The 23,888-nt window shown below is 53.1% G+C and carries 24 protein-coding genes; 9 read left to right on the forward strand and 15 right to left on the reverse strand.

Annotation, left to right across the window (positions count from 1 at the left end):
- Nucleotides 1-96: 96 nt before the first annotated feature.
- Both F3I15_RS08005 and F3I15_RS18205 read left to right on the forward strand, forming a co-directional pair.
- On the forward strand, nt 97-1,617 hold the full coding sequence (locus F3I15_RS08005; protein WP_150017375.1) for an aldehyde dehydrogenase family protein: 1,521 nt from the start codon (nt 97-99) through the stop codon (nt 1,615-1,617).
- A gap of 97 nt (nt 1,618-1,714) precedes the next feature.
- On the forward strand, nt 1,715-1,876 hold the full coding sequence (locus F3I15_RS18205; RefSeq protein ID WP_190314980.1) for a hypothetical protein: 162 nt from the start codon (nt 1,715-1,717) through the stop codon (nt 1,874-1,876).
- 73 nt (nt 1,877-1,949) lie between these two features.
- On the opposite strand, the gene fumA is transcribed toward F3I15_RS18205, so the two are convergent.
- Nucleotides 1,950-3,593 carry a class I fumarate hydratase FumA gene (gene fumA / locus F3I15_RS08010; RefSeq protein WP_150017376.1) on the reverse strand — a complete coding sequence of 548 codons (1,644 nt, stop codon included), beginning with the start codon at nt 3,591-3,593 and terminating at the stop codon, nt 1,950-1,952.
- A 165-nt stretch (nt 3,594-3,758) separates the two neighbouring features.
- A complete protein-coding gene (locus F3I15_RS08015) occupies nt 3,759-5,270 on the reverse strand; it encodes an anion permease (protein WP_150017377.1) in 1,512 nt (503 codons plus the stop codon).
- Between the two features lie 587 nt (nt 5,271-5,857).
- Between F3I15_RS08015 and F3I15_RS08020 the strand changes: the two genes are divergently transcribed.
- Nucleotides 5,858-8,632, forward strand: coding sequence for a flavocytochrome c (locus F3I15_RS08020; protein WP_150017378.1), 2,775 nt, complete (start codon nt 5,858-5,860; stop codon nt 8,630-8,632).
- A 48-nt stretch (nt 8,633-8,680) separates the two neighbouring features.
- Nucleotides 8,681-9,646 (forward strand): FAD:protein FMN transferase, encoded by a 966-nt coding sequence (locus F3I15_RS08025; protein WP_150017379.1) that lies wholly within the window; start codon nt 8,681-8,683, stop codon nt 9,644-9,646.
- Here the strand turns inward: F3I15_RS08025 and dcuR are convergent.
- The 4 genes from dcuR to F3I15_RS08045 all read right to left on the reverse strand — a co-directional run bounded on the left by dcuR (nt 9,640) and on the right by F3I15_RS08045 (nt 13,261).
- A complete protein-coding gene (dcuR, locus tag F3I15_RS08030) occupies nt 9,640-10,359 on the reverse strand; it encodes a two-component system response regulator DcuR (protein ID WP_150017380.1) in 720 nt (239 codons plus the stop codon). The two genes, F3I15_RS08025 and dcuR, sit on opposite strands and share 7 nt — an antisense overlap.
- Nucleotides 10,360-10,364: 5 nt before the next feature.
- Nucleotides 10,365-11,990, reverse strand: a complete 1,626-nt coding sequence (locus F3I15_RS08035) for a sensor histidine kinase (RefSeq protein ID WP_150017381.1) — start codon at nt 11,988-11,990, stop codon at nt 10,365-10,367.
- 116 nt (nt 11,991-12,106) lie between these two features.
- Complete coding sequence (msrA, locus tag F3I15_RS08040) at nt 12,107-12,643, reverse strand: peptide-methionine (S)-S-oxide reductase MsrA (RefSeq protein WP_150017382.1); 537 nt, start codon at nt 12,641-12,643, stop codon at nt 12,107-12,109.
- 102 nt (nt 12,644-12,745) lie between these two features.
- On the reverse strand, nt 12,746-13,261 hold the full coding sequence (locus F3I15_RS08045; protein ID WP_150017383.1) for a CinA family protein: 516 nt from the start codon (nt 13,259-13,261) through the stop codon (nt 12,746-12,748).
- Between the two features lie 388 nt (nt 13,262-13,649).
- Between F3I15_RS08045 and F3I15_RS08050 the strand changes: the two genes are divergently transcribed.
- The 4 genes from F3I15_RS08050 to F3I15_RS08065 all read left to right on the forward strand — a co-directional run bounded on the left by F3I15_RS08050 (nt 13,650) and on the right by F3I15_RS08065 (nt 15,319).
- The gene (locus tag F3I15_RS08050; protein WP_150017384.1) at nt 13,650-13,931 is read left to right on the forward strand and encodes a hypothetical protein; all 282 of its coding nucleotides are present in this window, start codon (nt 13,650-13,652) and stop codon (nt 13,929-13,931) included.
- Nucleotides 13,932-14,307: 376 nt separating this feature from the next.
- A complete protein-coding gene (gene ycgZ / locus F3I15_RS08055) occupies nt 14,308-14,553 on the forward strand; it encodes a regulatory protein YcgZ (protein WP_150017385.1) in 246 nt (81 codons plus the stop codon).
- 157 nt (nt 14,554-14,710) lie between these two features.
- Entirely contained in the window at nt 14,711-14,998 is a 288-nt protein-coding gene (locus F3I15_RS08060; protein WP_150017386.1) for a hypothetical protein, read from the forward strand.
- A gap of 54 nt (nt 14,999-15,052) precedes the next feature.
- Nucleotides 15,053-15,319: a biofilm development regulator YmgB/AriR family protein gene (locus F3I15_RS08065; RefSeq protein ID WP_150017387.1), complete on the forward strand. Its 267-nt coding sequence runs from the start codon at nt 15,053-15,055 to the stop codon at nt 15,317-15,319.
- A gap of 188 nt (nt 15,320-15,507) precedes the next feature.
- On the opposite strand, the gene F3I15_RS08070 is transcribed toward F3I15_RS08065, so the two are convergent.
- From F3I15_RS08070 to F3I15_RS08085, 4 genes are all read right to left on the reverse strand, one after another.
- On the reverse strand, nt 15,508-15,801 hold the full coding sequence (locus F3I15_RS08070) for a hypothetical protein (RefSeq protein WP_190314963.1): 294 nt from the start codon (nt 15,799-15,801) through the stop codon (nt 15,508-15,510).
- A gap of 376 nt (nt 15,802-16,177) precedes the next feature.
- Nucleotides 16,178-17,050 carry a manganese catalase family protein gene (locus tag F3I15_RS08075; protein ID WP_039383967.1) on the reverse strand — a complete coding sequence of 291 codons (873 nt, stop codon included), beginning with the start codon at nt 17,048-17,050 and terminating at the stop codon, nt 16,178-16,180.
- Between the two features lie 54 nt (nt 17,051-17,104).
- Nucleotides 17,105-17,578 carry a ferritin-like domain-containing protein gene (locus F3I15_RS08080; RefSeq protein ID WP_150017388.1) on the reverse strand — a complete coding sequence of 158 codons (474 nt, stop codon included), beginning with the start codon at nt 17,576-17,578 and terminating at the stop codon, nt 17,105-17,107.
- A gap of 165 nt (nt 17,579-17,743) precedes the next feature.
- Nucleotides 17,744-17,911 carry a general stress protein gene (locus F3I15_RS08085; RefSeq protein WP_150017389.1) on the reverse strand — a complete coding sequence of 56 codons (168 nt, stop codon included), beginning with the start codon at nt 17,909-17,911 and terminating at the stop codon, nt 17,744-17,746.
- 329 nt (nt 17,912-18,240) lie between these two features.
- On the opposite strand from F3I15_RS08085, the gene F3I15_RS08090 reads away from it, so the two are divergent.
- Nucleotides 18,241-20,625, forward strand: coding sequence for a phosphoketolase (locus tag F3I15_RS08090; protein WP_150017475.1), 2,385 nt, complete (start codon nt 18,241-18,243; stop codon nt 20,623-20,625).
- On the opposite strand, the gene F3I15_RS08095 is transcribed toward F3I15_RS08090, so the two are convergent.
- From F3I15_RS08095 to F3I15_RS08115, 5 genes are all read right to left on the reverse strand, one after another.
- Nucleotides 20,612-21,403 (reverse strand): hypothetical protein, encoded by a 792-nt coding sequence (locus F3I15_RS08095; RefSeq protein ID WP_150017390.1) that lies wholly within the window; start codon nt 21,401-21,403, stop codon nt 20,612-20,614. The two genes, F3I15_RS08090 and F3I15_RS08095, sit on opposite strands and share 14 nt — an antisense overlap.
- On the reverse strand, nt 21,404-21,601 hold the full coding sequence (locus F3I15_RS08100; RefSeq protein WP_150017391.1) for a hypothetical protein: 198 nt from the start codon (nt 21,599-21,601) through the stop codon (nt 21,404-21,406).
- A gap of 179 nt (nt 21,602-21,780) precedes the next feature.
- Nucleotides 21,781-21,960, reverse strand: coding sequence for a KGG domain-containing protein (locus F3I15_RS08105; RefSeq protein WP_039383978.1), 180 nt, complete (start codon nt 21,958-21,960; stop codon nt 21,781-21,783).
- Nucleotides 21,961-22,292: 332 nt separating this feature from the next.
- Nucleotides 22,293-22,805, reverse strand: coding sequence for a GNAT family N-acetyltransferase (locus tag F3I15_RS08110; protein WP_150017392.1), 513 nt, complete (start codon nt 22,803-22,805; stop codon nt 22,293-22,295).
- Nucleotides 22,806-23,137: 332 nt separating this feature from the next.
- Entirely contained in the window at nt 23,138-23,428 is a 291-nt protein-coding gene (locus F3I15_RS08115; RefSeq protein WP_150017393.1) for a DUF2913 family protein, read from the reverse strand.
- Nucleotides 23,429-23,888 lie beyond the last annotated feature (460 nt).

The following is a 23,888-nucleotide window of genomic DNA, read 5'->3' on the forward strand; positions in this document are numbered from 1 at the left end:
CCCGTCTGCAGACCTGACAGGCTAAAAACGATCGCGCAATGTTAATCAACAGTTTAAAAGTTGTTAACTTCCATTCGCTCTGTAAGGGGAAATACCATGCGTTACGCTGCTCCGGGAGAACAGGGTTCTCTGATCACTCTGCAATCGCAGTATGGCAACTTTATCAACGGCGAGTTTACTGCGCCGGTTAACGGTCACTATTTTACCAACACCTCACCGGTTAACGGCAGCGCAATCGGCGAATTCCCGCGTTCCGATCGGGCAGATGTTGATAATGCGGTCGCGGCGGCTCAGGCGGCGGCAGAGCAGTGGGGCAAGACTTCACCGCAGGCGCGCTCGCTGGTGTTACTGAAGATTGCTGACCGCCTGGAGCAGAATCTGGAATATATCGCCGTTAATGAAACCTGGGATAACGGCAAGCCGGTACGCGAAACGCTGGCCGCTGACCTGCCGCTGGCGGTGGATCATTTCCGCTATTTTGCCGGCTGTGTCCGGGCGCAGGAAGGCAGCGCCGCTGAAATCGATGAGTTCACGGCCGCCTATCACTTCCATGAACCGCTGGGCGTGGTGGGGCAGATCATTCCGTGGAACTTCCCGCTGTTAATGGCCGCCTGGAAGCTGGCTCCGGCGCTGGGCGCAGGCAACTGCGTGGTGCTAAAACCAGCCGAGCAGACGCCGCTTTCCATCACGCTGTTTGTTGAGTTGATCAAAGATCTGGTCCCGCCCGGCGTCATTAACGTGGTGCACGGCTACGGCAAAGAGGCGGGCGAAGCGCTGGCATCGCATCCGGGCATTGCCAAAATCGCGTTTACCGGCTCAACAGCGACCGGCGGCCATATTCTGGAGCTGGCGGCAAAAAGCCTGATCCCGTCCACGGTGGAGCTGGGTGGAAAATCACCAAATATCTTTTTCGAAGATATCATGCAGGCGGAAGAGAGCTTTATTGAGAAAGCGGCAGAGGGTGTTGTGCTCGGCTTCCTGAACCAGGGTGAGGTCTGTACCTGTCCGTCACGCGCGCTGGTGCAGGAATCGATTTTTGAGCCCTTTATGGCGGCCGTAATGAAGCGCATCAAAACCATTAAACGTGGCGATCCGCTGGATACGGAAACCATGATTGGCGCTCAGGCGTCGCAGCAGCAGTTTGATAAGATCCTCTCTTATCTTGAGATTGCGCAGCAGGAGGGGGCGGAAGTGCTGCACGGTGGTAACGTCGAGCAGATTGGTGAGGCTTTCAGCGGCGGCTACTATATTCAGCCTACGCTGCTGAAAGGCAACAACAGCATGCGCGTATTTCAGGAAGAGATTTTCGGACCGGTGGTCGGCATACTGACGTTTAAAGATGAAGCGGAGGCGCTGGCCATTGCTAATGATTCGATTTACGGGCTTGGCGCTGGCGTCTGGACGCGGGATATTAACCGCGCATACCGTATGGGGAGAGCAATCAAAGCCGGACGCGTCTGGACTAACTGCTACCATCTCTATCCGGCTCACGCTGCGTTTGGCGGCTATAAGAAATCGGGCATCGGGCGGGAGACGCATAAAATGATGCTGGATCACTATCAGCAAACTAAAAATCTGCTGGTGAGCTATAGCACACAGCCGCTCGGGTTCTTCTGATTTTCGTACCGGCGGTCGCTGCAGAGGCTATATTTTCATACACCTGTCATCTTTGCAGGACAGGATATGAGAAACGCCTCTGCGCAAAGGAGAGATCATGAACGCAGGATATGACTATATGGAGCAGCACGATGAGGTGCTGGATGCGGTCGAACAGGATATTATCAGCGTTAATCTGCCCGCTTATGATGCGTTGCAGCACGCGCGCCAGCAGAGTGCCGAACGCGACGCCACACGGGAAATGTCGCTGCGCGCATAAGAAAGTGCTTTCAGAGTAATAAAAAATCCGCAGCCTGGTGCCGCGGATTTTTTACAGGGTCTGCTTCAGCGCTCTACTTTACGCAGGCAGAGCACTGATTGTGGATCTGCTGGAAGAAATCGTTACCTTTGTCATCGACCAGAATAAACGCCGGGAAATCTTCCACTTCAATCTTCCAGATCGCTTCCATGCCCAGTTCGGCATACTCAACGCACTCAAGGCTTTTAATACTCTGCTGCGCCAGTACCGCTGCCGGGCCACCAATACTGCCCAGGTAGAATCCGCCATGCTTATGGCAGGCGTCAGTCACCTGTTTGCTGCGGTTACCTTTGGCCAGCATCACCATGCTGCCGCCGTGTGACTGCAGCAGATCAACATAGGAATCCATCCGGCCCGCGGTGGTAGGGCCAAGTGACCCGGACGCGTGTCCTTCCGGCGTTTTGGCCGGACCGGCATAGTAGACCGGATGATCTTTGATGTATTGCGGCAGCCCTTCGCCATTATCGATACGCTCTTTAAGCTTGGCGTGGGCGATGTCGCGCGCCACAATAATGGTGCCGTTCAGCGACAGGCGGGTAGCGACCGGATAAGCGGAGAGCTGGGCCAGAATATCCTGCATCGGGCGATTAAGATCTACCTGCACCACTTCGCCTTCGCCCTGCTGGCGCAGCGCTTCCGGAATATAGCGTCCCGGATTATCTTCCAGCTTCTCAATCCAGATGCCATCACGGTTGATTTTAGCTTTGATGTTACGGTCAGCAGAACAGGAGACGCCCATGCCTACCGGGCAGGAGGCACCGTGACGCGGCAGTCTGACGACGCGAATGTCGTGAGCAAAATATTTACCGCCAAACTGCGCGCCCAGTCCGAGCTGCTGCGACGCTTCCAGCAGCTCCTGCTCCAGTGCGGTATCGCGAAACGCCTGACCGTGCTCGTTGCCTTCCGTTGGCAGAGAGTCATAGTAGTGCGTTGAGGCGAGCTTAACCGTTTTTAGCGTGCTCTCCGCAGAGGTGCCACCGATCACAAATGCAATATGGTAGGGCGGACAGGCAGCGGTGCCGAGCGACATCATTTTATCAATCAGGTAGTTTTTTAATTTTGCTGGCGTGATTAACGCTTTGGTTTCCTGATAGAGGTAGGTCTTGTTCGCTGAACCACCGCCTTTAGCGATGCAGAGGAACTTATACTCATCGCCATCCACGCTGTAGAGATCGATCTGGGCCGGCAGGTTGGTGCCGGTATTGACCTCTTTATACATATCCAGCGGGGCGTTCTGCGAATAGCGCAGATTATCTTCGATATAGGTGTTATAAACGCCCTGCGACAGCGCCGCTTCATCGCCGCCGCCGGTCCAGACGCGCTGGCCTTTTTTACCCATGATAATTGCGGTGCCGGTATCCTGGCAGGTTGGCAGTACGCCTTTGGCAGCGATTTCTGAGTTACGCAGAAACTGCAGCGCAACATACTTGTCATTCTGACTCGCTTCATCATCCGCCAGAATAGCGGCAACCTGCTGCTGGTGTGAGGCGCGCAGCATAAAAGAGGCGTCATGAAACGCCTGCTGAGCCAGCAGCGTCAGCGCTTCAGGTGCGACTTTCAGCACCTCCTCGCCCTCAAAGCTGGCGACCGAAACGTGCTCGCGGCTCAGCAGGTAATATTCAGTATCATCTTTGGCGAGAGGAAAGGGGTTCTGGTAATAGAAGGGTTTGTTCGACATGTTGGCTCACTTAGCTTCGTGTTGCCCGCCTGCGCGGCGGGCGGCAAATTAGGCGATCTGTGGTGCTATTTTCTCTCGCCAGCCCGTATCAGGAGCTGACTGGCGAGCATAGTAACACTGAAACAGGCTGACGCGGCTGCGTTTTTTAACATCAAAGCAACATCATCAGAACATCATAACCATCCAGGGATAAGCGATAACCATCAGCGCCACCAGGAAGAGAGCGCCAAAGATGGTGCCAAGCCGCCAGTAATCTTTGGTCGGCAGATAGCCGCTGCCGTAATAGATAGGGCTTGGGCCGGTACCGTAAGGGGTGATAATGCCCATCACACCCAGCGAGGTACACATCATCAGGCAGAACACCGGCATATTAATGCCTGGAATTGAGGCGGCGATAGTCAGCATGGCGGGCAGCAGGGCGGTGGTATGCGCCGTGGTGCTGGCAAACAGATAGTGCAGCAGATAAAAGGCAATCAGCAGCACCACTGCGGAGACCTGAGGATCGTAACCCTGTAGCAGCACCGCCCCCTCTTTGCCCAGCCAGGCAATAAAACCGACGCGTGCCAGACCATCGGCCAGCGCAACCAGCGTGGCAAACCAGGCAAAGGTGTTCCAGGCAGCTTTATTGCTGGTGATATCACTCCAGTTAAGTACGCCGGTCCAGAGCATCAGCACAATCACCAGCAGCGCGGCCATAGCGGGCTCGATCCATGCCGTTGCGAAAATCCACATCATCAGCGCCGCGACGACAAACAGCAGCAGCAGGATCTCATTGCGCGACAGGCGGCCCAGCTTTTCCAGCTCGGCGGTCGCCCAGCGCGGTACCTCATCATTGACTTTGACTTCCGGCGGATAGAGCCAGTAAGCGAGCAGCGGCATGGTGAGAATCAGCAGGATCCCCAGCGGCAGGAAAGCGAGGAACCACATACCCCAGCTGATATCGAAACCAATAACGCTCTTAACCAGGGCCAGCGCAAGCAGGTTAGGGGCCAGCGCAGAGAGAAACATCGAGCTGGTGATACAGGCTGCGGTAATAGCCACCCACATCAGATAAGAGCCGATTTTGCGGGCGCTGGGGTCATTAGGCTTAGAGCCATAGAGCGGCGGCAGGTTAGCAATAATCGGGTAGATAGTCCCGCCGCTGCGGGCAGTGTTAGACGGCGTAAACGGCGCCAGCAGCAGGTCAGCGAAAGTAATCGCGTAGCCCAGCGTCAGACTGCGGCGACCTAGATATTTCACCAGAATCAGCGCCAGCCGGCGGCCAAACTGCGTTTTATCGTAGCCGGCTGCAAACATAAAGGCGCCAAAAATCAGCCAGACCGTAGAGTTGCCGAAGCCGCTGACTGCCCATTTGAACGACTGCGCTGCCGTTTTGAATGCCGGGTCGGCCAGCTCTGCCGGGCTAAACAGCACCCACTGGCTAAACAGCGCGATGACCACCACACCGGTAAGCCCAATCACGGCGCCCGGCAGCGGCTCAAAAATCAGGCCGACGATCACACCGACAAAGATGGCGAAGAAGTGCCAGGCGTAGGGCTCCAGTCCGGCAGGCGTCGGCACCAGCAGCAACAGGAGTGCAACCAGTACCGGCAGGCAGAGCATCAGCAGGCGATTTTTTTTACCCGGTGCCGCAGGCGGCACTTTGGTGGGTTCATGCGATTGCGTTGATAGGTTCATAGTTTTTGTCTGCACGTTGAGAAGAATGCGATATCAGTACCGACGCCTTTATACCTGGATGATCCATTTTGCGGCATCAGTACAGGAAGTTCGTGACGCTTGCGTTAAAGCAGAAAGCAATTTTGTTTCGCGAATTATCTAATTTATGCCGCTATGATGCGATTAATTAAAATACCTATTTTGATCCAGATCAATAAAATAAAGCGCTTATTTTTATCTGCGTTATTTTCAGGGTGTTATGACGATTATTCAGAGCAGCACTAACGATATCATGCAGGGTGAGACGCGTTTTTTTCCGATACCTGACAGCTATTTCAATTTTAACACTATGAAATATATAGTTTATTTTTGTGAATTGAATTAACTTTGATTTTAATCAACTTTTGAACGAAACTTAGCGGAACGCGTTACGCTCCTTCCCTGCTGAAAATAGGCTTTCCTTATCGGTAATTTATATAACTAATGATATAAGTTATGTAACTAAATTAAATGTTATATTTACAGCATGAAGTCGGACCACTTTAATTATTTAACCGGTCACACTGCCAGGAATTGAATTTCATTTTTGATTTTCGGAGTCGCTTATCATGAACACGCTTACCCCGCTGCTGAAACCCCTTACCCTGCCTAAAGGTGCCGTGCTGAAAAACCGTCTGGTGATGGCACCCATGACAACCTGTACCGGCTATTACGACGGTGGCGTCACCAGCGATTTGGTTGACTATTATCGGGTGCGTGCCGGCACAATCGGCACCGTCATCGTAGAGTGTGCGTTTATCGATAATCGTGGTCCGGCATTTCCTGGCGCCATCGCCATCGACAGCGACAACAAGATCCCGGGACTGGCCAGAATAGCCCACGCGATCAAATCTCAGGGTTCTAAAGCTATCCTGCAGATTTACCACGGTGGCCGCATGGTTGAGCCGGCGCTGATTGGCGGGAAAACGCCTGTCGCGCCCAGCGCCATCGCCGCACCGCGCGAAGGGGCCACCACACCGCAGGCGCTGACCGCAGATGAAGTCGATGTCATGATCAAAAAGTTTGGTGATGCGGTGAACCGTGCCATCAAAGCGGGTTTTGATGGCGTGGAAATTCACGGTGCCAATACCTATCTGATTCAGCAGTTCTATTCGCCCAACTCCAACCAGCGCAGTGACAAATGGGGCGGCAGTCGCGATAACCGGGCGCGCTTTCCGCTGGAGGTTCTGGAAATCACGCATCAGATGGCCGATCGCTTCGCTGCCGCAGACTTTATTATCGGCTATCGCTTTTCACCGGAAGAGATTGAGGTGCCCGGTATTCGCTGGGATGACACCCTCTATCTGCTGGAGAAGCTCGCCGCGCGCGGCCTTGATTACGTGCACTTCTCCGTCGGTCAGCTGCTGCGTCCTTCCATTGTTGACACCAGCGACCCCACGCCTCTGATTACCAAATACATTGCGCAGCGTTCAGCGCAGCTGGCCCGCATTCCGGTGATTGGCGTCGGCGGCGTGGTGAATAAAGCGGATGCCGAGCTGGCGCTGGAGTCGGGCTTCGATCTGGTTGCCGTCGGGAAAGCCTGTATCGCCTGGCCCAACTGGGCGGACCGCATTATTAACAATGAGCACCTTGAACTTTACATCGACAGTAGCAAACGCGAGGAGCTGACAATTCCGGAGCCGCTCTGGCGCTTCTCGCTGGTGGACGCCATGATCCGCGACGTCAGCGACGGCCATCGCAAATATAAAGCCGGGGTGTATCAGGCGAAGGTAGAGGCGGAAGCGCTGAAGCTGAAAATCAACGTCACGCTGGATACCGATCGCATCACTGACATTGAACTGGTGCCGGATCCGGCGCTGGATGTTGACTTCACCAGTACGTTTGAAAGCCTGCGCGAGCGTATTCTGGTTGCAAACAGTCCGCACGTTGATGCGGTGACCGGGGCCACTACGCAAAGCGAGGCGCTGAAAAAAGCGGTGTCGCGTGCGCTGGCGACCTCCAGCAAAGAGTATGTGATTGAGGAAGGGGGCAACCCGAACGCGCCGGTCAATTACGACGTTGTGGTCATCGGCACCGGTGGCGCAGGTCTCGCGGCGGCTATTCAGGCGCACGACGACGGCGCCCGCGTGGTACTGATTGAAAAAATGCCCACCATTGGCGGGAATACCATTAAGGCGTCAGTGGGGATGAACGCCGCCGAGACGCGCTATCAGAAGCTGAAAGGCATTGAAGACAGCAAAGCGCTGTTTTATGAAGAGACGCTGAAAGGCGGTAAAGGTAAAAATAATCCGCAGCTGCTGCATGAGTTTGTCGAACGCGCGCCGGAAGCCATCGAGTGGCTGGCAGCGAAGCAGATTGAGCTTAGCGATATCACCATCACGGGTGGGATGAGCATTGACCGTACGCACCGGCCTGAAGATCGCTCAGCGGTAGGCGGCTTCCTGATCAGCGGGCTGGTGAAAAATGTTAATCAGCGCAATATTGAGGTGCTGCTTGAGACCTCAGTTGCTGAAATCCTCTGTGAAAACGGCGTGGTTACCGGGGTTAAGGTGGTAGATGAATATAACGACAGCCGCATTCNAAAAAGTGTGATTGTCGCCACCGGTGGCTTCAGCGCCAACCGGGAGATGGTAGTGAAGTATCGTCCGGAACTGGATGGCTTTGTCACGACCAACCACGCCGGAGCCACCGGCAGCGGCATCGCGATGCTGCAGCATATTGGCGCCGGTACGGTTGATATGGGCGAGATTCAGATCCATCCCACGGTTGAACAGACCACTTCTTATCTGATTTCAGAAGCGATGCGCGGCGGCGGGGCAATTCTGGTAAGCCAGGCGGGCAAGCGCTTCTATAACGAAATGGAGACGCGCGATAAAGTCTCGGCGGAGATTATTGCGCTGCCGGAGAAAAGTGCCTGGATCATCTTCGATGAGCAGGTGCGCCGTAATAACAAAGCCGCTGACGAATATATCGCCAAAGGATTTGTCATCAGCGCACCTACGCCGCACGAGCTGGCGGTTAAGCTCAATATGGACCAGGAATCACTGCAGGGTACGCTGGGTCGCTACAATGAGTGTGTGATTAACCAGCATGACGAAGATTTTGGCCGTAAAACGGCGCTGCGCCATCCGCTTAATCAGGGGCCTTATTACGCTATTCGCGTGGCGCCTGGCGTTCACCACACTATGGGTGGCGTCACCATCAACACGGAAACCGCAGTGCTGGATGCGCAGAATCAGCCGATCACCGGTGCCTGGGCTGCCGGGGAAGTGGTCGGCGGTATTCACGGCGCCAACCGCATCGGCGGGAATGCCGTAGCGGATATCATCATCTTTGGTATCAAAGCGGGGCATAACGCCGCTAAACTCGCCTTAGGTAATTAACCTGCACCGGTGTCCGTCTGCGCGGGCGCCGGTAGTAATGAGGCAATTATGGCTAACGAGGCAGGTGTCTACAGCTATTCAGCCGTTCAGATGGGATCGCCTGTGCTGCTGAAACTCTTTGAAAATAATGCCGCGCTGGCACAGCAGGTGTTTCGCCTGATTGCACAGCAGGAGAATCTGTTTACCGTCAACCGGGTGCAGTCAGAGGTTATGGCGATTAACCATGCTGCCGGCGAGCGGCCGGTGACGGTCAGTCCCGCAGTGTTTAATCTGATTCAGGTGGCCCATACGGTCAGCACGCTGCGGGACAGCGCGTTCAACTTCGCCATTGGTCCGATAGTTAAGCGCTGGAAAATTGGTTTTCAGGGCAACAGCGTGCCCGCAGCCGCTGACATCACCGCGCTGTTGCCTCTTACCAACCCGCATCAGGTCGTGCTGGACGCCGCGGCGCAGTCGGTTTATCTGCCGCAGCGCGGTATGGAGATCGATCTCGGTGCCATAGCCAAAGGCTATATTGCCGATCGGGTCCAGCAGTGGCTGCGTCAGCAGGGAGTGACGCAGGCGCTGATCAATCTTGGCGGCAATGTGCAGACGCTGGGTGCGCCCCCGCATGAACCGCAGGGGTGGCAAATTGGCCTGAAAAAGCCCTTTGCTGATGATAACGCTTTGCTTGGCGTAATCGAGGTGCGGGAGAAATCAGTCGTCACGTCCGGGATCTATGAGCGTTATTTTGAACAGCAGGGGCGCTGCTGGCACCATATTTTTGACCCGCGTACCGGCTATCCGCTGGATAATGAACTGTTAAGCGTGACGGTGATAAGTGACCGATCGCTGGATGGCGACATCTATACCACGCTGCTGTATGGCATGGGCACAGAACAGGGACTGAACTGGCTCGCCAGCCAGTCCGATATCGATGCCATTTTTGTCACCCGCGATCGGCAGATCGTCTGCTCGTCACCGCGTCACTACCGATTCCGGCCAGTTGATACCACATGGAAACTGCACTACTGACAATATTGCTGCAGCAGCGAGCGATATTCCGGCTGCAGACGATAGCGATAGACCGGACGTCCGGTGGCGCCATAATGAATGCTGGTAAACAGAATATTGATCTGCGCCAGCCAGATGAGGTATTTGCGGCAAGAAACGCGTGAAATATTCACCTCGGCAGCCAGCTCATCGGTGGAGAATTCCTGCGCGGGGTGCGCATCTATCCACTGACAGAGCGTGCGCAGTGTTTGTGGCGTCAGGCCTTTGGGCAGACGCTTATTATCGTGATGCGTCGCCGGATTGCCGTGGATCAGCAGATCGACGTCAGCCTGCTGATAGTGCTGATGATTATCCATCAGCGATTTTTTCTGCTGCCAGCTGGTCAGCGCCTCTTCAAAACGCGGAAACTGAAACGGCTTAATAAGGTAATCGACTACTCCGTAGTGCAGCGATGTTTTGATATTTTCTGCATCGGCCGCGGAGGAGATAATAATCACCTCTGTCGGGCTTTGCGCTTTCCGCAGCTCAGGCAGCAGCTCCAGGCCATTCTCCTGCTGCATATAGATATCCAGCAGCAGCAGATCGATCGGCGTATCGCTGTTGAATAAAAAATCGCGCGCCTGCTGCAGCGTTGCCGCCGTACCACAGCAGTGAAAACCGGGTACCTGACCGATAAAACTGCGGTTGAGTTCGGCAACCATGGCATCATCGTCAACCACTAAAACATTAATCATGCGGTTTAATTTCCTTTATCCCAGGGTAGCTGGACCAAAAATTGCGTGAATACGCCGGGCTCAGACTCTGCGCTGACGCTGCCGCCAAGGCTTTCCACCTGCTGCTTAAGCAGAAACAGTCCGACTCCGCGGTTCTCACCTTTGGTAGAGAAACCTTTATCAAAAATGGTCGCCAGATGCGCTGCATCAATGCCCGGTCCGTCGTCGCTCACTTCGCAGGTCAGCCAGCCGTTTTGATAATGGAGCATCAGGTGGATCTCTCCTTCAGTCTGCTCCCGCAGCGCATCAAGCGCGTTCTCTACCAGATTGCCGGTTACGGTAATCAGCGCCGCCATCTGCGCTTCGCTGCCGCTGTCTGGCAGGTAGCTGGCATCGCTGATAGTGAGCCGGTGACCGCAGTCTGAGGCGCGATTGATTTTACTTAACAGGATCCCCGCAATCACCGGGGATTTGATCTTATCCAGCAAAAAGCCAATCTCTGTCTGATAGTTATTGGCGGTTTTCAGGATATACGATTCAACCTGCGCATAGTTTTTCATATGCAGCAGGCCGAGGATCACATGCAGCTTGTTCATAAACTCGTGCGAGCGTTCACGCAGGGCATCGACATAGTTTACCATGCCGCTTAAGCGCTGCATCAGCTGGCTGATTTCCGTTTTATCCCTGAACGTACAGACCGCGCCAATAATCCGCTCCGCCGTGCGTACCGGAACGGTATTGGTCAGCAGCAGTCGGCCATTCACGTTGATCTCCTCATCGCGCCGCGCTCGTCCGCTCTGCAATACGCTGCGCAGCTGCGGTTCGACCGCGGCGGTGTCAGCGCGCCAGCTTTCGTCAGGCGCATGCTGCGCCTGCGCTGCGTCACTCAGCAGATGGCAGGCAGCCTGATTAATCAGCGTCACTTCATGCCGATCGTCCATCGCCACCACGCCCTCTTTGACTGAATTGAGGATGGCCTGACGCTGCTCAAACAGGGTAGAAATTTCATAGGGTTCCAGCCCGAACAGAATACGTTTCAGCACGCGCACCAGAATCAGCGTACCCAGCGCCCCCGCCAGCGCGCCGATCAGGATAGTCCACAGAATGATCCAGCGGCTCTGGTTAATCTGATCGGTAACGGCATCCAGTGAAATACCGATAGCCACCACCCCAATCTGCTGATGCTGTGCATTGAACACCGGGGTAAAAACACGCAGTGCCCGAACCAGTGACCCCTGGTTGACAGAAACATTTTCCTGACCGCGCAGTGCAGGCTGAATATCGTTGCCGATGAAATGCTGACCAACCAGTTCCGGATTGCGATGGGAGTAGCGTATGCCCGCCATGTTGGTGATGGTGATAAACAGCAGGTTATTACTGGTCTCAACCGCTTTTGCGACCGGCTGCAGATGAGCTTCAGCGGGGGAGAGCAGCAGCGCCCGCTGAACATCTGGCGAGGTGGCCAGCGTACGGGCGACGGCCATCGCTTTATCTTCCAGCTGTGACCGGGTAGAGGCACCGATCTGAAAGAAATAGAACATATGCACGGTACACAGCACCAGAACAATCACGGCGCTCAGCATCAACGTGACCAGCGTATTAAGTTTCATCGTCCGCCGGCGCATCGGCGTAGCAGGGACTGAAGGCGTCATGATGGCGTTCACTTAGCGGAAAAGGAACCTATTATGACGGATAATGGCGGCGCGGTTGCGGAAAATATAACAGGCCACGCTGAATAATGGCCTGCAGATAAGAGGGTATGCAGAACTTAAGCGGTCTTCACACGACTGGCGAAGCTTTTACGCAGCTTCTGCAGTTTAGGCGGGATAACTGCCATGCAGTAGCCGTTGCGCTGTCCCGCACCTTCCCAGTAGTCCTGATGGTAGGCTTCCGCCGGATACCAGGTTTTGAGCGGTTCTACGGTTGTCACTACCGGCACGTCATGATCTTCCTGCGCGCGCGCAATGGCTGCAATCGCTTCTGCTTCCTGTTCAGCATTAGCAGGGAAAATGGCTGAGCGGTACTGCGTTCCGATATCATTTCCCTGACGGTTAAGCTGGGTAGGATCGTGCGTGGCAAAACTGATATCCAGCAGATCGCCGTAGCTTATCTGCGCCGGATCAAACCCGATGCGGATAGCTTCAGCATGACCGGTTGCCCCGCTGCATACCTGCTCATAAGTCGGATCGGGGCGCTGGCCACCGGTATAGCCGCTCTCAACCGATTCAACACCAATTACATCTTTAAAAACGGCTTCGGTACACCAGAAACAGCCGCCCGCAACGATCGCATATTCGGTTGCCATTACATTTACTCCTGTCAGGTCGAAAGCATAAGAGTGCGGGTGAACGGGGCGGAATTCAACCCGATAATCGCAGACCGCACAGGCTGTTCAGGTAAAACGCACTCAGCTGTCCGGGGCGGACTGGCTGAACAGAGCGCAGAGTCGTGCCGTCAGCTGCTCGAGACTATATTTTGTTGCCTGCCGGACTACTTCTTCGCTTTTGCCGGAAAAACGCTGACAACAGGTCTGAAGAGTGCCATCAGGCAAGCCCCAGGCAAACCAGACGGTACCGGCTGGTGTACCATCCTCACCGCCGTCTGGTCCGGCATAACCGCTCACTGCAATGCTGCTATCGTCGCCGGAAAGCGCTTTCGCGCCTGCGGCCATTTCACGTACTGCGGCTTCGCTGACGGCGCTGTCACGTGCCAGCGTCTCTTCACTGACGTTCAGTATTCGGTGTTTCGCCCGATTGGTGTAAGTGATAAAGCCGCTGCTGTAAAACTGACTGCTCTGGCTGACGGCCGCGAGGGTAGAGCCGACCCAGCCTGAAGTACAGGATTCTGCGGTGGTGACAGTCAGTTTTCGTTCAAGCAGAAGATCGCCCAGAATAGTTGCCGTTTCGATTAATTCCCGATCCATATATGCATCCCGATTTATTATTTAGTGGTCGATTATCCACGCTTCGCTTAAATAAGCGTTACCTGATGATGATTATTATAGATGGTGGCTCTTTTTTATCTGGTTAATATTGATGTGGTAGCAGGCGATATTAAGCGTGGCGGGTTAAATCGAAATCCCTGCTTATTGAGCTGGCGGGTTTCTGTGGTTTAGATAATTACGCTTTTTCATGGGGGAATAAGCGTAGCGGGGTAAGGGCAGGGCGATAAATAACAGACCTGACAAAAAGATAAATATCGTGTGGCGTAATGCCGTCAGGCGTGTAGTCATAACGGACGACATTTGCCAGTAGTGGTCTATACTAAAACCTGAGAACCTGGCGCAAGCTCACATTCTCAGGAGGTAAAGTATGAAAAATGAGTATCCGGTTATTGGGGAAGCCGCCTGGGCATTAATGATGCGACGTGCAGATGTGACTCTGGCATCCCTGACGGCTGAACTGCACCAGATGGCTTGTCGCGAAACAGATACGGCGCGCGACAGACAGATCCATAAGGCGCAGCAGTGGCTGCTGGATCATCGCTCTACAGAGCAGGCTGACCGTCGTTCTGATTCGCCGTTAAAAGCGCTGTCAGAGCGAGCGGACAGCATTACCGTTGCCGGCTCCGGCAATAGTGCACGCCGCCATTAAGCCCCCTGCTCATCGTCAGCCTGTAGCGGCGATGAGCCCACTCCTCACTGATTTCCTTTCCTGAAGATACGCGTAAAGTTATCTCAACCCTCTTTCAATAGCACTTTTTNTACCGTTGCCGGCTCCGGCAATAGTGCACGCCGCCATTAAGCCCCCTGCTCATCGTCAGCCTGTAGCGGCGATGAGCCCACTCCTCACTGATTTCCTTTCCTGAAGATACGCGTAAAGTTATCTCAACCCTCTTTCAATAGCACTTTTTGCAAAAAAATCTTACCCTGCCATTTATTATTCTTTGTACAAGTTTTTTGGAAATCCTGTACAGCAGGTTAGGTTTCCACTTTTTTATTGTTAATTTTAACATTTACGGGAGTCACTTATGCGCCAGAACGGATATGCTCCGAACTCAGTTGAGGCGATTGCCAACTATTTCAGTAAAGCATCGCTGCCTTCTCAGCAGGAAACACTGGGACAAATTGTCGTGGAGATTCTGCGTGAAGGCCGCAATCTGAATCGCAAATCTATCTGCACTAAGCTGCTGCGCCGCCTTGAACTGGCAACAGAAGCAGCAGAAGAGCAGCACTATCATCAGCTTATCGGCTTACTGTTTGAGCGGGAAAGCTAACACCAGATTGACCACCGGGTTATAGTCAGACTAAGTAAACAGGGAAGAGTGCACTACCTCATGTATAACCTGTGACGAGCTGTATCGCGCCACGCACTGCGTGGCGCTGTTTTACTGTCGTGCTTCCCTTTGAAGTGGCGGCAAACAGAGATTCACTATGAAGATGAGCAAACACCAGAAGAGTATAGACGAAATCATCGGTGAAGCCGCCCTGACGCTGCTTCAGCGTTCCGGGCCCGTTAACACCCACGCACTGATGGCAGAGCTGCAGAATATGCAGATGCAGGCCACTGATGAAGAGTATCGCACAGCAATCAGTATGGCCCTGAAAGAGGTCCGGACCAGCATTTCTCTTGGTCAGCAACAACGAAACGAACCGGAAAAAGATAACGTTCATCCCCTGTTTAGCAACGACCAGTCATCCGGCAATAGCCGTAAACATTAATTCAGCCCGATAAGGTATATTGCGGCCTTATCTTCAATAGTTTGAGACGGAAAAATGGCAGACCTTCAAAACTTATACAATATGCTGCCTGATAATGAGCTGGCTGCGCATTTTCGCGATGCCGGCCATGCGTTAAGCGATGAGTCACAGGTGCTGGATGGCGTAATACGCAGCATCCTTGCCACCGAGGGACGAGTGACTAACAAGTCGATTATTCTTTACCTGATTATGGCGCTGGAGTCGACCAGCGGCAGCGCTGAAGCTGACGTTCTGCGTCGCACGCTGGAAATTGTCGTTGGCTATACGCCAGAGGACGCCTGACCACGCTTTCTGCTCTTCAATCCATGAAGAGCTTTTTGCATTTCACTTCGATCCGGCTCAGGCGTTGCTCTCTTTTCTGTACACTTTTGGCTTGTGTGTACAGTTAATTGAAAGTAGCGCGCTTTATTTAAGCCATTCAGTTTAAAGTTGTACGCGAATTGTCAGCGCTGCGAAATAGGTTCTGTTGTTTAACGACTGATACCTGTGCCAGGGACATTTACCGTTACCTGACGAACCGGGCGCGCATTCAGCCGCTTGCTTCTGCCGGACTTAATTTTCTGTAGCCAGCTTTGCAGCTGTTTTATCTCTTCCTGCGCGGCAGACTCATTACTCGCATTGCAGATAAAGAGCTGGCTGAGCGTCTGATGCTCTGCTGCAGTAGCGTAAATTTCAAATCTGCCATCGCGCTGCTGTAATTCTACGCTGGTGAAGTGCAAATGCTCCCATTGCTGTAAACGGGTTTTAAAACGAGCGAAATCCATAAAAGTTCCTTAACTTCTTATAGTGATTATTGGTACTAACCTGACTAAAGGAACATAGACCAGAATCAGAAAAACGCCAGAATAAAAAATAAAAATTTTAACGTGCTGAGTTTGCTGTATTAATTAGCGTGCTTTTACCGTCTCGCTTATTAAGGTGGCTCCTCAGGCTGGCTCAGGCCGTTAAAAAAATTGCTCTTATGATGAAAAAACCGCCCGAAGGCGGTCAGAAGGAGTCATGTTTATTCAGGCTGCTTATCACCTGATTCTGGCGCACTGCCCGCATCATCATCAGGCAGTTCAGGCTCATCGTTATCAGGCTGATAACCTGCATGGGCACGCTGTACAGGTTTATGATGCATTGTTCTCTCCTTACGGGTTACGTCTGTGGCTTTTCACTGCCCAGTTCAGCACCGGTTTCCGGATTAACATCAGGATTGGAGGCTGTTCTGGTGGCCATAGCCTTCAGCGCTGCCGCTTCATCCGCAGAGAGCACCACTGAGGCATGACCATCACCGCCATCCACGGCAGGCTGCGGATCGGCGACGTAGTTGAAATTCTCATCTGAATTCCAGCTGCCGCGTACATCATCCCCGTCAGACATACTGAAATAGGTATGCGCATACTCTTCGATTGGCGGCAGTTTACCCGGCGGAAAGTTATTACGGATAGAGTAGAGCGCCTTTTCAAAAGAGAGCTGGTGGGCGGCTTCACGCGTCATCAGAAAGCCCAGCGCGTCTTTTACGCCAACGTCATCAGTTACATTAATCAGGCGTTCATAAATAATCTTAGCGCGGGACTCAGCAGCGATGTTGGAGCGCAAATCCGCCGTCACTTCGCCGATAGTATCGATATACGCCGCGGTCCATGGCACGCCCCCTGAGTTTGTCAGCGGCGGGCCGCCACCATAGAGAATAGAGGTAAGATGACTGTCATTACCTGCACCGGTAATAGAGCGATAAAGTTCGCCCTCCGCTTCCGTGCCTTCAGCCAGCTTGCCTTTGGCCCCTTTATTGAGCATGCCTACCAGCGAACCGATAATTTCAAGATGGCTCAGCTCTTCGGTCGCAATGTCCATCAGCATGTCACGGCGTCCGAGATCGTCATCTCCTAAGCCCTGGGTAAAATAGCGCATGGCGGCTGCCAGTTCGCCCTGCGGACCGCCAAACTGCTCCAGAAGCAGATTAGCCAGTCCGGGATTAGGCTCACTTACCCTGACGGTATACTGCAATTTTTTAACGTGTCGAAACATGGCTCACCTCAGTGTTAACAGTCAGGCCGATGGGCTGGCCCTTGTAATAGTGCGTTACTGCTGTTCCGCAATAGTTGTGAGTTTTTCATCGGTAGATTTTTCTTCAGCCAGCGTTTCTGCGAGCAGACTGGCGGCCTGATCGAGGCCCAGTTTTTTGGCCATGGCCACCAGCGTGCCGTAAGTGGCAATTTCGTAGTGTTCAACTTTCTGCGCCGCGCCTATCAGGCCAGCATCACGCACCGGGCCCGCTTCAGTTGCGTCGATAAGCTCCTGCGCTTCCTCTACCAGACCTTCCAGCGCATGGCACTTCATGCGTTTAATACGTAATTCTTCGTGTGCTTCTACTGCCTGATCAAGGCGCTCAATTTGCCCCTGAGTCTCTTCCAGATGTTGTTTAAATGCTGCTTTAAGCGTTTCATCAGAAGCTGCACGCGCCATTTTGGGCAGCGCGCGGGTTATCTGTTTTTCTGCACTATAAACATCTGAGAGATCGTGAATAAAAAGGTCGAGCAAAGATTCAACTTTCATGAGTATTCTCCGTGCAGTAATAAACAGCCAGGCAGGCGTCAAATAACGCATGCAGTTTATTCATTAATATGAGATTTCAGACAGCCGGGATTAGCGTCCTCTGAAGCGCAATAATCATTAAACGCGCGATCCCTGCGCAGCAGGGTTCATCCCTGACATCAGCTGTCAGGAGCCGCGATTGCCGCTCTGACCCCCTTTTTTGCCAGCGTCAGACGCCTTTTCACGGTCATTGCTGAAACTTCCGCCGCTATTCTGTCCGCCTTTTTTACCCGCTTCAGATGCCCGCTGTTTGTCATCTGCGAAATTACCTGAACCGCCTCGATGTTGAGTCATAGTATATTTCCTCTTCATGAGTTGATAATGACATGATCTAAATAACCAATCATGTGCGAGCTGCGTATTTAATAGTAATCACGTTTCTTTAATCTGCAAGCGGGGCGGTTTGATTATTTGCTTGTAAGAATTATCTGCATAGTTTGATTTTATAGTATTTATTATATTTAAGCGCAGCGATAATTACCGCATCGCTTAAATATAATCATGCGCTTCGGTTAGCAATTAATTTATTGAAGCATCAGCTGAATATCTTCGGCGGACTGATTCGCAGCATGTTGTTTTCTCGATTAAGGTTAGTTATTACCCTGTAACGAGGAGAAGAGGTGATGACCGACTCTGTGACCACGGCTGAACTGGAACTGCTTGATCGCTACTGGCGAGCAGCTAATTATCTGTCTGTGGGCCAAATCTACCTGATGGCGAATCCGCTGCTGCGTGAAACGCTGCTGCCTGAGCATATTAAACCAAGATTGCTGGGACACTGGGGGACCACGCCCGGACTCAATTTCATCTATGCCCACCTCAACCGCGTTATTCGCCAGCGCAACGCTGACCTGCTTTACGTCTGCGGCCCCGGACATGGCGGCCCCGGCATGGTAGCCAATAGCTGGCTGGAGGGGACCTATAGTGAAATCTACCCCCAGGTCAGTGACGATGAGCAGGGTATGCAGCGTCTGTTCAAACAATTCTCTTTTCCCGGCGGCATTCCGAGCCATGCGGCGCCTGAAACGCCTGGCTCAATCAATGAAGGGGGAGAGCTGGGCTATTCGCTCTCACACGCTTTTGGTGCCGCATTCGATCATCCGGATTTAATTGTGCCCTGCGTTATTGGTGACGGTGAAGCAGAGACCGGTCCGCTGGCCGCCAGCTGGCACGGGATCCATTTTCTTAATCCGCAGCGTGACGGGGCTGTATTGCCTGTTCTTCACCTCAATGGCTACAAGATCGCTAATCCGACGCTGCTGGGGCGCACCAGCGACAAAGATTTGCAGCAGCTCTTCAGCGGGTATGGCTATGAGCCGCTCTTTGTCTGTGGCGATGATCCACAGCGCATGCATCAGAAGATGGCCGCTACGCTGGATCGCGCTTTTGATACTATCGCATCCATCCAGCAGCGGGCGCGCAGTGGCGCCCATAGTGAAGAGATACCGCGCTGGCCGATGATCGTGCTGCGCACGCCGAAAGGCTGGACAGGACCCAAAGAGGTTGATGGCAAGAGAGTCGAAGGGTTCTGGCGTGCGCACCAGGTGCCGGTCGCCGGATGTCGTGAGGATGAAGCGCATCGGCAGATCCTCGAAGCGTGGCTGCGCAGTTATCAGCCTGAAACGCTGTTTGACGCCAGCGGACGTCTAAACGCTGAGCTGCGGGCGCTGGCTCCGGCGGGCGATAAACGGATGAGTGCGACCCCTTACGCCAACGGCGGGCGGCTGCGGCGGCCGCTTGTCACGCCGGATATCCGGCAGTTTGCGCTCGGGCTCAGCGCACCGGGCGCAGAGCAGGGCGAAGCGACGCATCAGTTTGGCCTCTATCTGCGCGAAATTTTTCGCCTCAATAGCGATAATTTCCGTCTGTTTGGTCCGGATGAAACCGCTTCAAACCGGTTGTCGCCGGTATTTGACGCCACCAGCCGCAGCTGGATGGCGCCGCTGGAGCCGTGGGATGAACAGCTGGGACGCGACGGGCGCGTGATGGAAATTCTGAGCGAGCATCAGTGTCAGGGCTGGCTGGAGGGCTATCTGCTTACCGGGCGTCACGGCCTGTTTAACTGCTATGAAGCGTTTATTCATATTGTCGACTCCATGTTTAACCAGCACGCTAAATGGCTGAAAGTGTCGCGCAAACTGCCGTGGCGGCAGCCAGTCTCTTCCCTGAATTATCTGCTTTCGTCTCACGTCTGGCGTCAGGATCACAACGGCTACAGCCATCAGGATCCTGGTTTTCTCGATCACGTTGTGAACAAAAAGGCAGACATAGTGCGCGTCTGGCTGCCGCCTGATGCCAACTGTCTGCTCTGGACGGGCGATCACTGTCTGCGCACCTGGGATCGCATCAATGTCATTGTAGCGGGCAAGCAGCCCTCACCGCAGTGGCTTGATATCGATAGCGCGATTGCGCACTGTGAAGCGGGCATGGGCATCTGGCAGTGGGCCAGCTGTACGAGTGAACCTGACGTGGTGATGGCGTGTGCAGGCGATGTACCGACTATGGAAACGCTGGCAGCGGTCGATCTGCTGCGGGAGTTACTGCCGTCGCTGCGCGTGCGCGTGGTAAACGTTGTTGATCTGATGGCGCTGCAGAGTAATGAGCAGCATCCGCATGGTAAAAGCGAGGCGGAGTTTGAGCATCTGTTTACCTCTGACAAACCGGTTATCTTTGCGTTCCACGGCTATCCGGGGCTGATCCATCGGCTCACTTATCAGCGTAATAATCATCGTAATTTCCACGTGCATGGATTCAACGAAGAGGGCACCACCACCACGCCTTTTGATATGACCGTGCTGAACAGGCTCGATCGCTATCATCTGGCGCAGGCTGCGCTGCTGCATGCGCCCGGCGTGGCTGAAGAGCATCCGGATCTGCTGGAGGATCTGCAGGCGCGTCTTGCTGCGCATCACGCCTGGGTGCGGGAGTATGGTGAAGATGTGCCTGAGGTACGCAGCTGGCGCTGGCGGGCCGCTGCGTCCTCAGCGTCATCTCTCAGGGACGATTAGACGGCGTGCGGCGGCGCTGATAACGTTTTTTGCCCAGAGCCAGCGCGGAGGCGCTGGCCGGGTCGAACAGGGAGAGGCTCTCAATCTGATCAACCATCAGCACCTTACGAAAATCAAGGGCGCTTTTCGGTGAGGAGAGGAAACTGATCTCATGTTCGTGATACCAGCGGCTATAGTTGTGCTCAATCGCCAGATTCAGCGTGCGCGCATCGCGATAGCCGCTGAGCATCGGGATCATCACGATATTTGCCGTGCCGGGGAATTCAAAGGTGGCGGCGTGGATCATGCCAATGTAAATCCGGCGGGACTTCAGCGTAACCCATGCCAGTTCACCCTCTTCCATGCAGTGCAGCAGCATCTGTTCAATACCGTTAGAACGGGAGAGGCGCTGATATAGCTCTTTACGGCTGCCAGGGGTCAGGCGGGCGCTGCCGGCCCAGTTAGAGCGGTAAACGCAAAACATCACCGCAAAGGTCAGCATAATGACCACCGGTGCCTGGATGCCCAGAAAGCTCCAGGTCATAAAATCGACGTGCCAGTTAGCATGATGTGCAGCACTCAGGCCGAGCGTGTTATTCGCAAATGAAGCGCCCAGCAGCAGGAGCCAGATAATGGCCGTTGCCAGCACCCCCTGTACAACAAAGATGCAGCCGTAAAGGGCAATCAGAAAATAGACATCCCAGCCGAATGAGCGCTTTATTTTTAGCCGGCTGGACATATCGCGGCTGGTATACCAGTAACCGCATACCATCAGTACCATGAAAATCGCCGTGCCCATTTAAATTTCCTTCAGAGTTGAAATGTGTTCAGCAAAATCTTTATGTACTTCAGGACTGAGCGGATTGACCGAGGCGTTGCCATCTTCATCGATGATAATTCTGTCTCCATCCTCCATCGATTCAGTGACATCCTGTTGTGTCATGACCTGCAATAAGGATTCAGGGCTGCTGAACAGCGAGCATAAAAAACGTTTCATGACGGGCGTAAATCCTTTCAGTATTAAAAGTTAAGTCTGGAGCAAAACCGGGAAAGTAAAACGACTTTAAGAGTTGTCTGCGGCGGGAGAAACAGCAAGCGTAACGGCAGATTAAAGCGGAGAGATTGAGAAGAGGGCGAAGAGTCGAACTGCAGCACATCCCTGTGCTGCCTGGCTAATCAGGAACCTTTACGGCTGCTTTGGCCACCTTTTTTGCCTGCTTCAGATGCCTTTTTAGGGTCATCTTTAAAGCTGCCGCCGCTTCCGCTGCCGCTTTTCTGTCCACCTTTTTTGCCCGCGTCAGATGCTTTCTGCTTATCGTCTGCGAAGTTACCTGAACCGCCTCTGTGCTGAGTCATGATATAGCCTCTTGAAGAGTGTTTAATAACATGATGAATCATTGCAGTTATGTGCGTGGTACGTTTTAAAGAATAATGGTGAATGCAGTCTGCGCAAGCGAAGCGGTAAATAATATTAACTCTTTGTTTTTTATTGTTATTTAACAGGCAGGGAAATTATAAACGCTGCAGCCAGCATTAAAAAGCGTCATCAAATTAGCAGCATAGCGAATTAAACAGGCCAGTGACGCCGGAGCAATTAAATCCGGTTATCCGGAATAATTGGCAAAATTAATCAGATATGTGAGCCGGAGAGGCTTTTCGCCCTGAGTCAGGTACACAGGGCAGGTGGCTTAAATCAGCATCCCCAGAATCTGCAACACGCTCTGCTGTGAGGCGGTAACAAAAGGAATATCTTTAATATGCTGCATGCCAAACGCCTCATAGAATTTTCTGGCTCTGACATTGGCATCCATAACTTCTAGCCACAGGTAACCCTCCTGCCGGCTGCGCGCGCTGGCAATAATGCTCTCAAACATTCGTCTTCCGACGTTTTTGCCCGTTTCCTGCGGATCGAGATAGAGTTTGCAAAGCTGAGCACCCCGCATCCCGGAATCGGGCACCGGCACGCTCCACTTTACTTTGGCAAAACCGATAGGCTGCGCTGACTCGGCAATCAGCCAGCACTCACTGGCATCAGACAGGCTACTGGTAAGCGCATCCATACCGTACTCTTTACTGATAAACGCATCCATCTCGTCTGCAGAGACCCACAGGTGTTTAAAGTGCGCGCTGTAGGTCATACGCCCCAGCTGCTGCAGTAAGCCGGCGTCTTCCGGCCGGGCGTGACGAATAGTCATTGCCATTATGCGGATTCTCCATGAAGTCTGCGTCACGTGCGACGCAGAGTGGTACACACTCCTGACGGGCGATAATACGCGAATGACGTGCGGGATGTGATAGCGATCTGCTGAAACCGCGTAATAAGGGCTTAAGCGGTATCACATTTTGCATGGCGGCAGGCTGGAAGTGATGGCTGGCAGGGAGAGCGGGTCAGCGCAGCGGCAGCGCAAAAAGAGCAGCGACGAAAATATTAAAAACCTCTTTTATTCGCCTGCATCTTTGTCACTGGTGAATAAGCTCCTGCAGGCAATCAGCCGTAAAATTGCCTCTCTCTTAACATAAGCCGGAGGCGGGCTCAGAAGCCGTAACGTAAATTCTCCGCGCGTTTAGCTGTTTCATAAACGTACTGCAGCATCGGCTCCAGATCGGCATCGGGTCCGGCGCTGATGATCTTGCCGCGCAGCCACTCAATCTCACTGGTAATATCCGGATGGAAAATTGTATTGTTCTGCGCATTACGCAGCCACTTCAGCAGGAAATTATTTTTCCCCCGCAGATGAGCGCTTTTTTTGGACTGAGCATGGATTTTAAGCGCAACCAGAATGCAGTAGTAAAAATGGACGCGCTGACTGTAGTTTTGCACCATCTTATCGCTCTTTATCATCGATATCGTTGACCCGCGTCAGTGTGCATAAATGCACCATTCAGGTCAATTCCGCTGCAACTGAAGCGGTAAAAAAACGGGGCACGCAGCGCTTTTTAAGAATTTCTTTATACAGGATGAAAAGGCGCTCATTCCAGGCTTAATCCTTTTTTTAATATTTACAGGGCGCCGTTGCTGGCTACAGGAATAATCTGAATTAGTGCAGGAGAAAAAATCATACATATTTCCTGCTGCTGTACATATTTATTCTTTTTTTATTATCTTTTCGCTGATTATTAAAACGCAAAGCGTGGCGGTACATCGGGAGTTATTTTTCCGGTCAGCAACTTTTATGGCAAAAGGCAGAATAAGGTCTACACTTATTGCTGCCGATGTTCATTGTGCGTCAGGTTATGCAGTTATACATGGCGTTAAACTGGAAAGGTTGCGCATTTATTAGTGG

Source organism: Pantoea sp. M_9 (assembly GCF_008631385.1).
GTDB lineage: Bacteria > Pseudomonadota > Gammaproteobacteria > Enterobacterales > Enterobacteriaceae > Pantoea > Pantoea eucrina.

Excerpts from the sequence above, each read along its gene's own strand:
- F3I15_RS08070 (WP_190314963.1), bottom strand. The coding sequence starts at position 15,801 with ATGGATTTCGCTCGTTTTAAAACCCGTTTACAGCAATGGGAGCATTTG.
- F3I15_RS18205 (WP_190314980.1), top strand. The coding sequence starts at position 1,715 with ATGAACGCAGGATATGACTATATGGAGCAGCACGATGAGGTGCTGGAT.
- F3I15_RS08075 (WP_039383967.1), bottom strand. The coding sequence starts at position 17,050 with ATGTTTCGACACGTTAAAAAATTGCAGTATACCGTCAGGGTAAGTGAG.
- F3I15_RS08085 (WP_150017389.1), bottom strand. The coding sequence starts at position 17,911 with ATGACTCAACATCGAGGCGGTTCAGGTAATTTCGCAGATGACAAACAG.
- F3I15_RS08095 (WP_150017390.1), bottom strand. The coding sequence starts at position 21,403 with ATGGGCACGGCGATTTTCATGGTACTGATGGTATGCGGTTACTGGTAT.
- F3I15_RS08005 (WP_150017375.1), top strand. The coding sequence starts at position 97 with ATGCGTTACGCTGCTCCGGGAGAACAGGGTTCTCTGATCACTCTGCAA.
- ycgZ (WP_150017385.1), top strand. The coding sequence starts at position 14,308 with ATGCGCCAGAACGGATATGCTCCGAACTCAGTTGAGGCGATTGCCAAC.
- F3I15_RS08035 (WP_150017381.1), bottom strand. The coding sequence starts at position 11,990 with ATGACGCCTTCAGTCCCTGCTACGCCGATGCGCCGGCGGACGATGAAA.
- msrA (WP_150017382.1), bottom strand. The coding sequence starts at position 12,643 with ATGGCAACCGAATATGCGATCGTTGCGGGCGGCTGTTTCTGGTGTACC.
- F3I15_RS08110 (WP_150017392.1), bottom strand. The coding sequence starts at position 22,805 with ATGGCAATGACTATTCGTCACGCCCGGCCGGAAGACGCCGGCTTACTG.
- F3I15_RS08025 (WP_150017379.1), top strand. The coding sequence starts at position 8,681 with ATGGCTAACGAGGCAGGTGTCTACAGCTATTCAGCCGTTCAGATGGGA.
- F3I15_RS08090 (WP_150017475.1), top strand. The coding sequence starts at position 18,241 with ATGACCGACTCTGTGACCACGGCTGAACTGGAACTGCTTGATCGCTAC.
- dcuR (WP_150017380.1), bottom strand. The coding sequence starts at position 10,359 with ATGATTAATGTTTTAGTGGTTGACGATGATGCCATGGTTGCCGAACTC.
- F3I15_RS08065 (WP_150017387.1), top strand. The coding sequence starts at position 15,053 with ATGGCAGACCTTCAAAACTTATACAATATGCTGCCTGATAATGAGCTG.
- F3I15_RS08015 (WP_150017377.1), bottom strand. The coding sequence starts at position 5,270 with ATGAACCTATCAACGCAATCGCATGAACCCACCAAAGTGCCGCCTGCG.
- F3I15_RS08080 (WP_150017388.1), bottom strand. The coding sequence starts at position 17,578 with ATGAAAGTTGAATCTTTGCTCGACCTTTTTATTCACGATCTCTCAGAT.
- F3I15_RS08060 (WP_150017386.1), top strand. The coding sequence starts at position 14,711 with ATGAAGATGAGCAAACACCAGAAGAGTATAGACGAAATCATCGGTGAA.
- F3I15_RS08115 (WP_150017393.1), bottom strand. The coding sequence starts at position 23,428 with ATGGTGCAAAACTACAGTCAGCGCGTCCATTTTTACTACTGCATTCTG.
- F3I15_RS08100 (WP_150017391.1), bottom strand. The coding sequence starts at position 21,601 with ATGAAACGTTTTTTATGCTCGCTGTTCAGCAGCCCTGAATCCTTATTG.
- fumA (WP_150017376.1), bottom strand. The coding sequence starts at position 3,593 with ATGTCGAACAAACCCTTCTATTACCAGAACCCCTTTCCTCTCGCCAAA.
- F3I15_RS08105 (WP_039383978.1), bottom strand. The coding sequence starts at position 21,960 with ATGACTCAGCACAGAGGCGGTTCAGGTAACTTCGCAGACGATAAGCAG.
- F3I15_RS08050 (WP_150017384.1), top strand. The coding sequence starts at position 13,650 with ATGAAAAATGAGTATCCGGTTATTGGGGAAGCCGCCTGGGCATTAATG.
- F3I15_RS08045 (WP_150017383.1), bottom strand. The coding sequence starts at position 13,261 with ATGGATCGGGAATTAATCGAAACGGCAACTATTCTGGGCGATCTTCTG.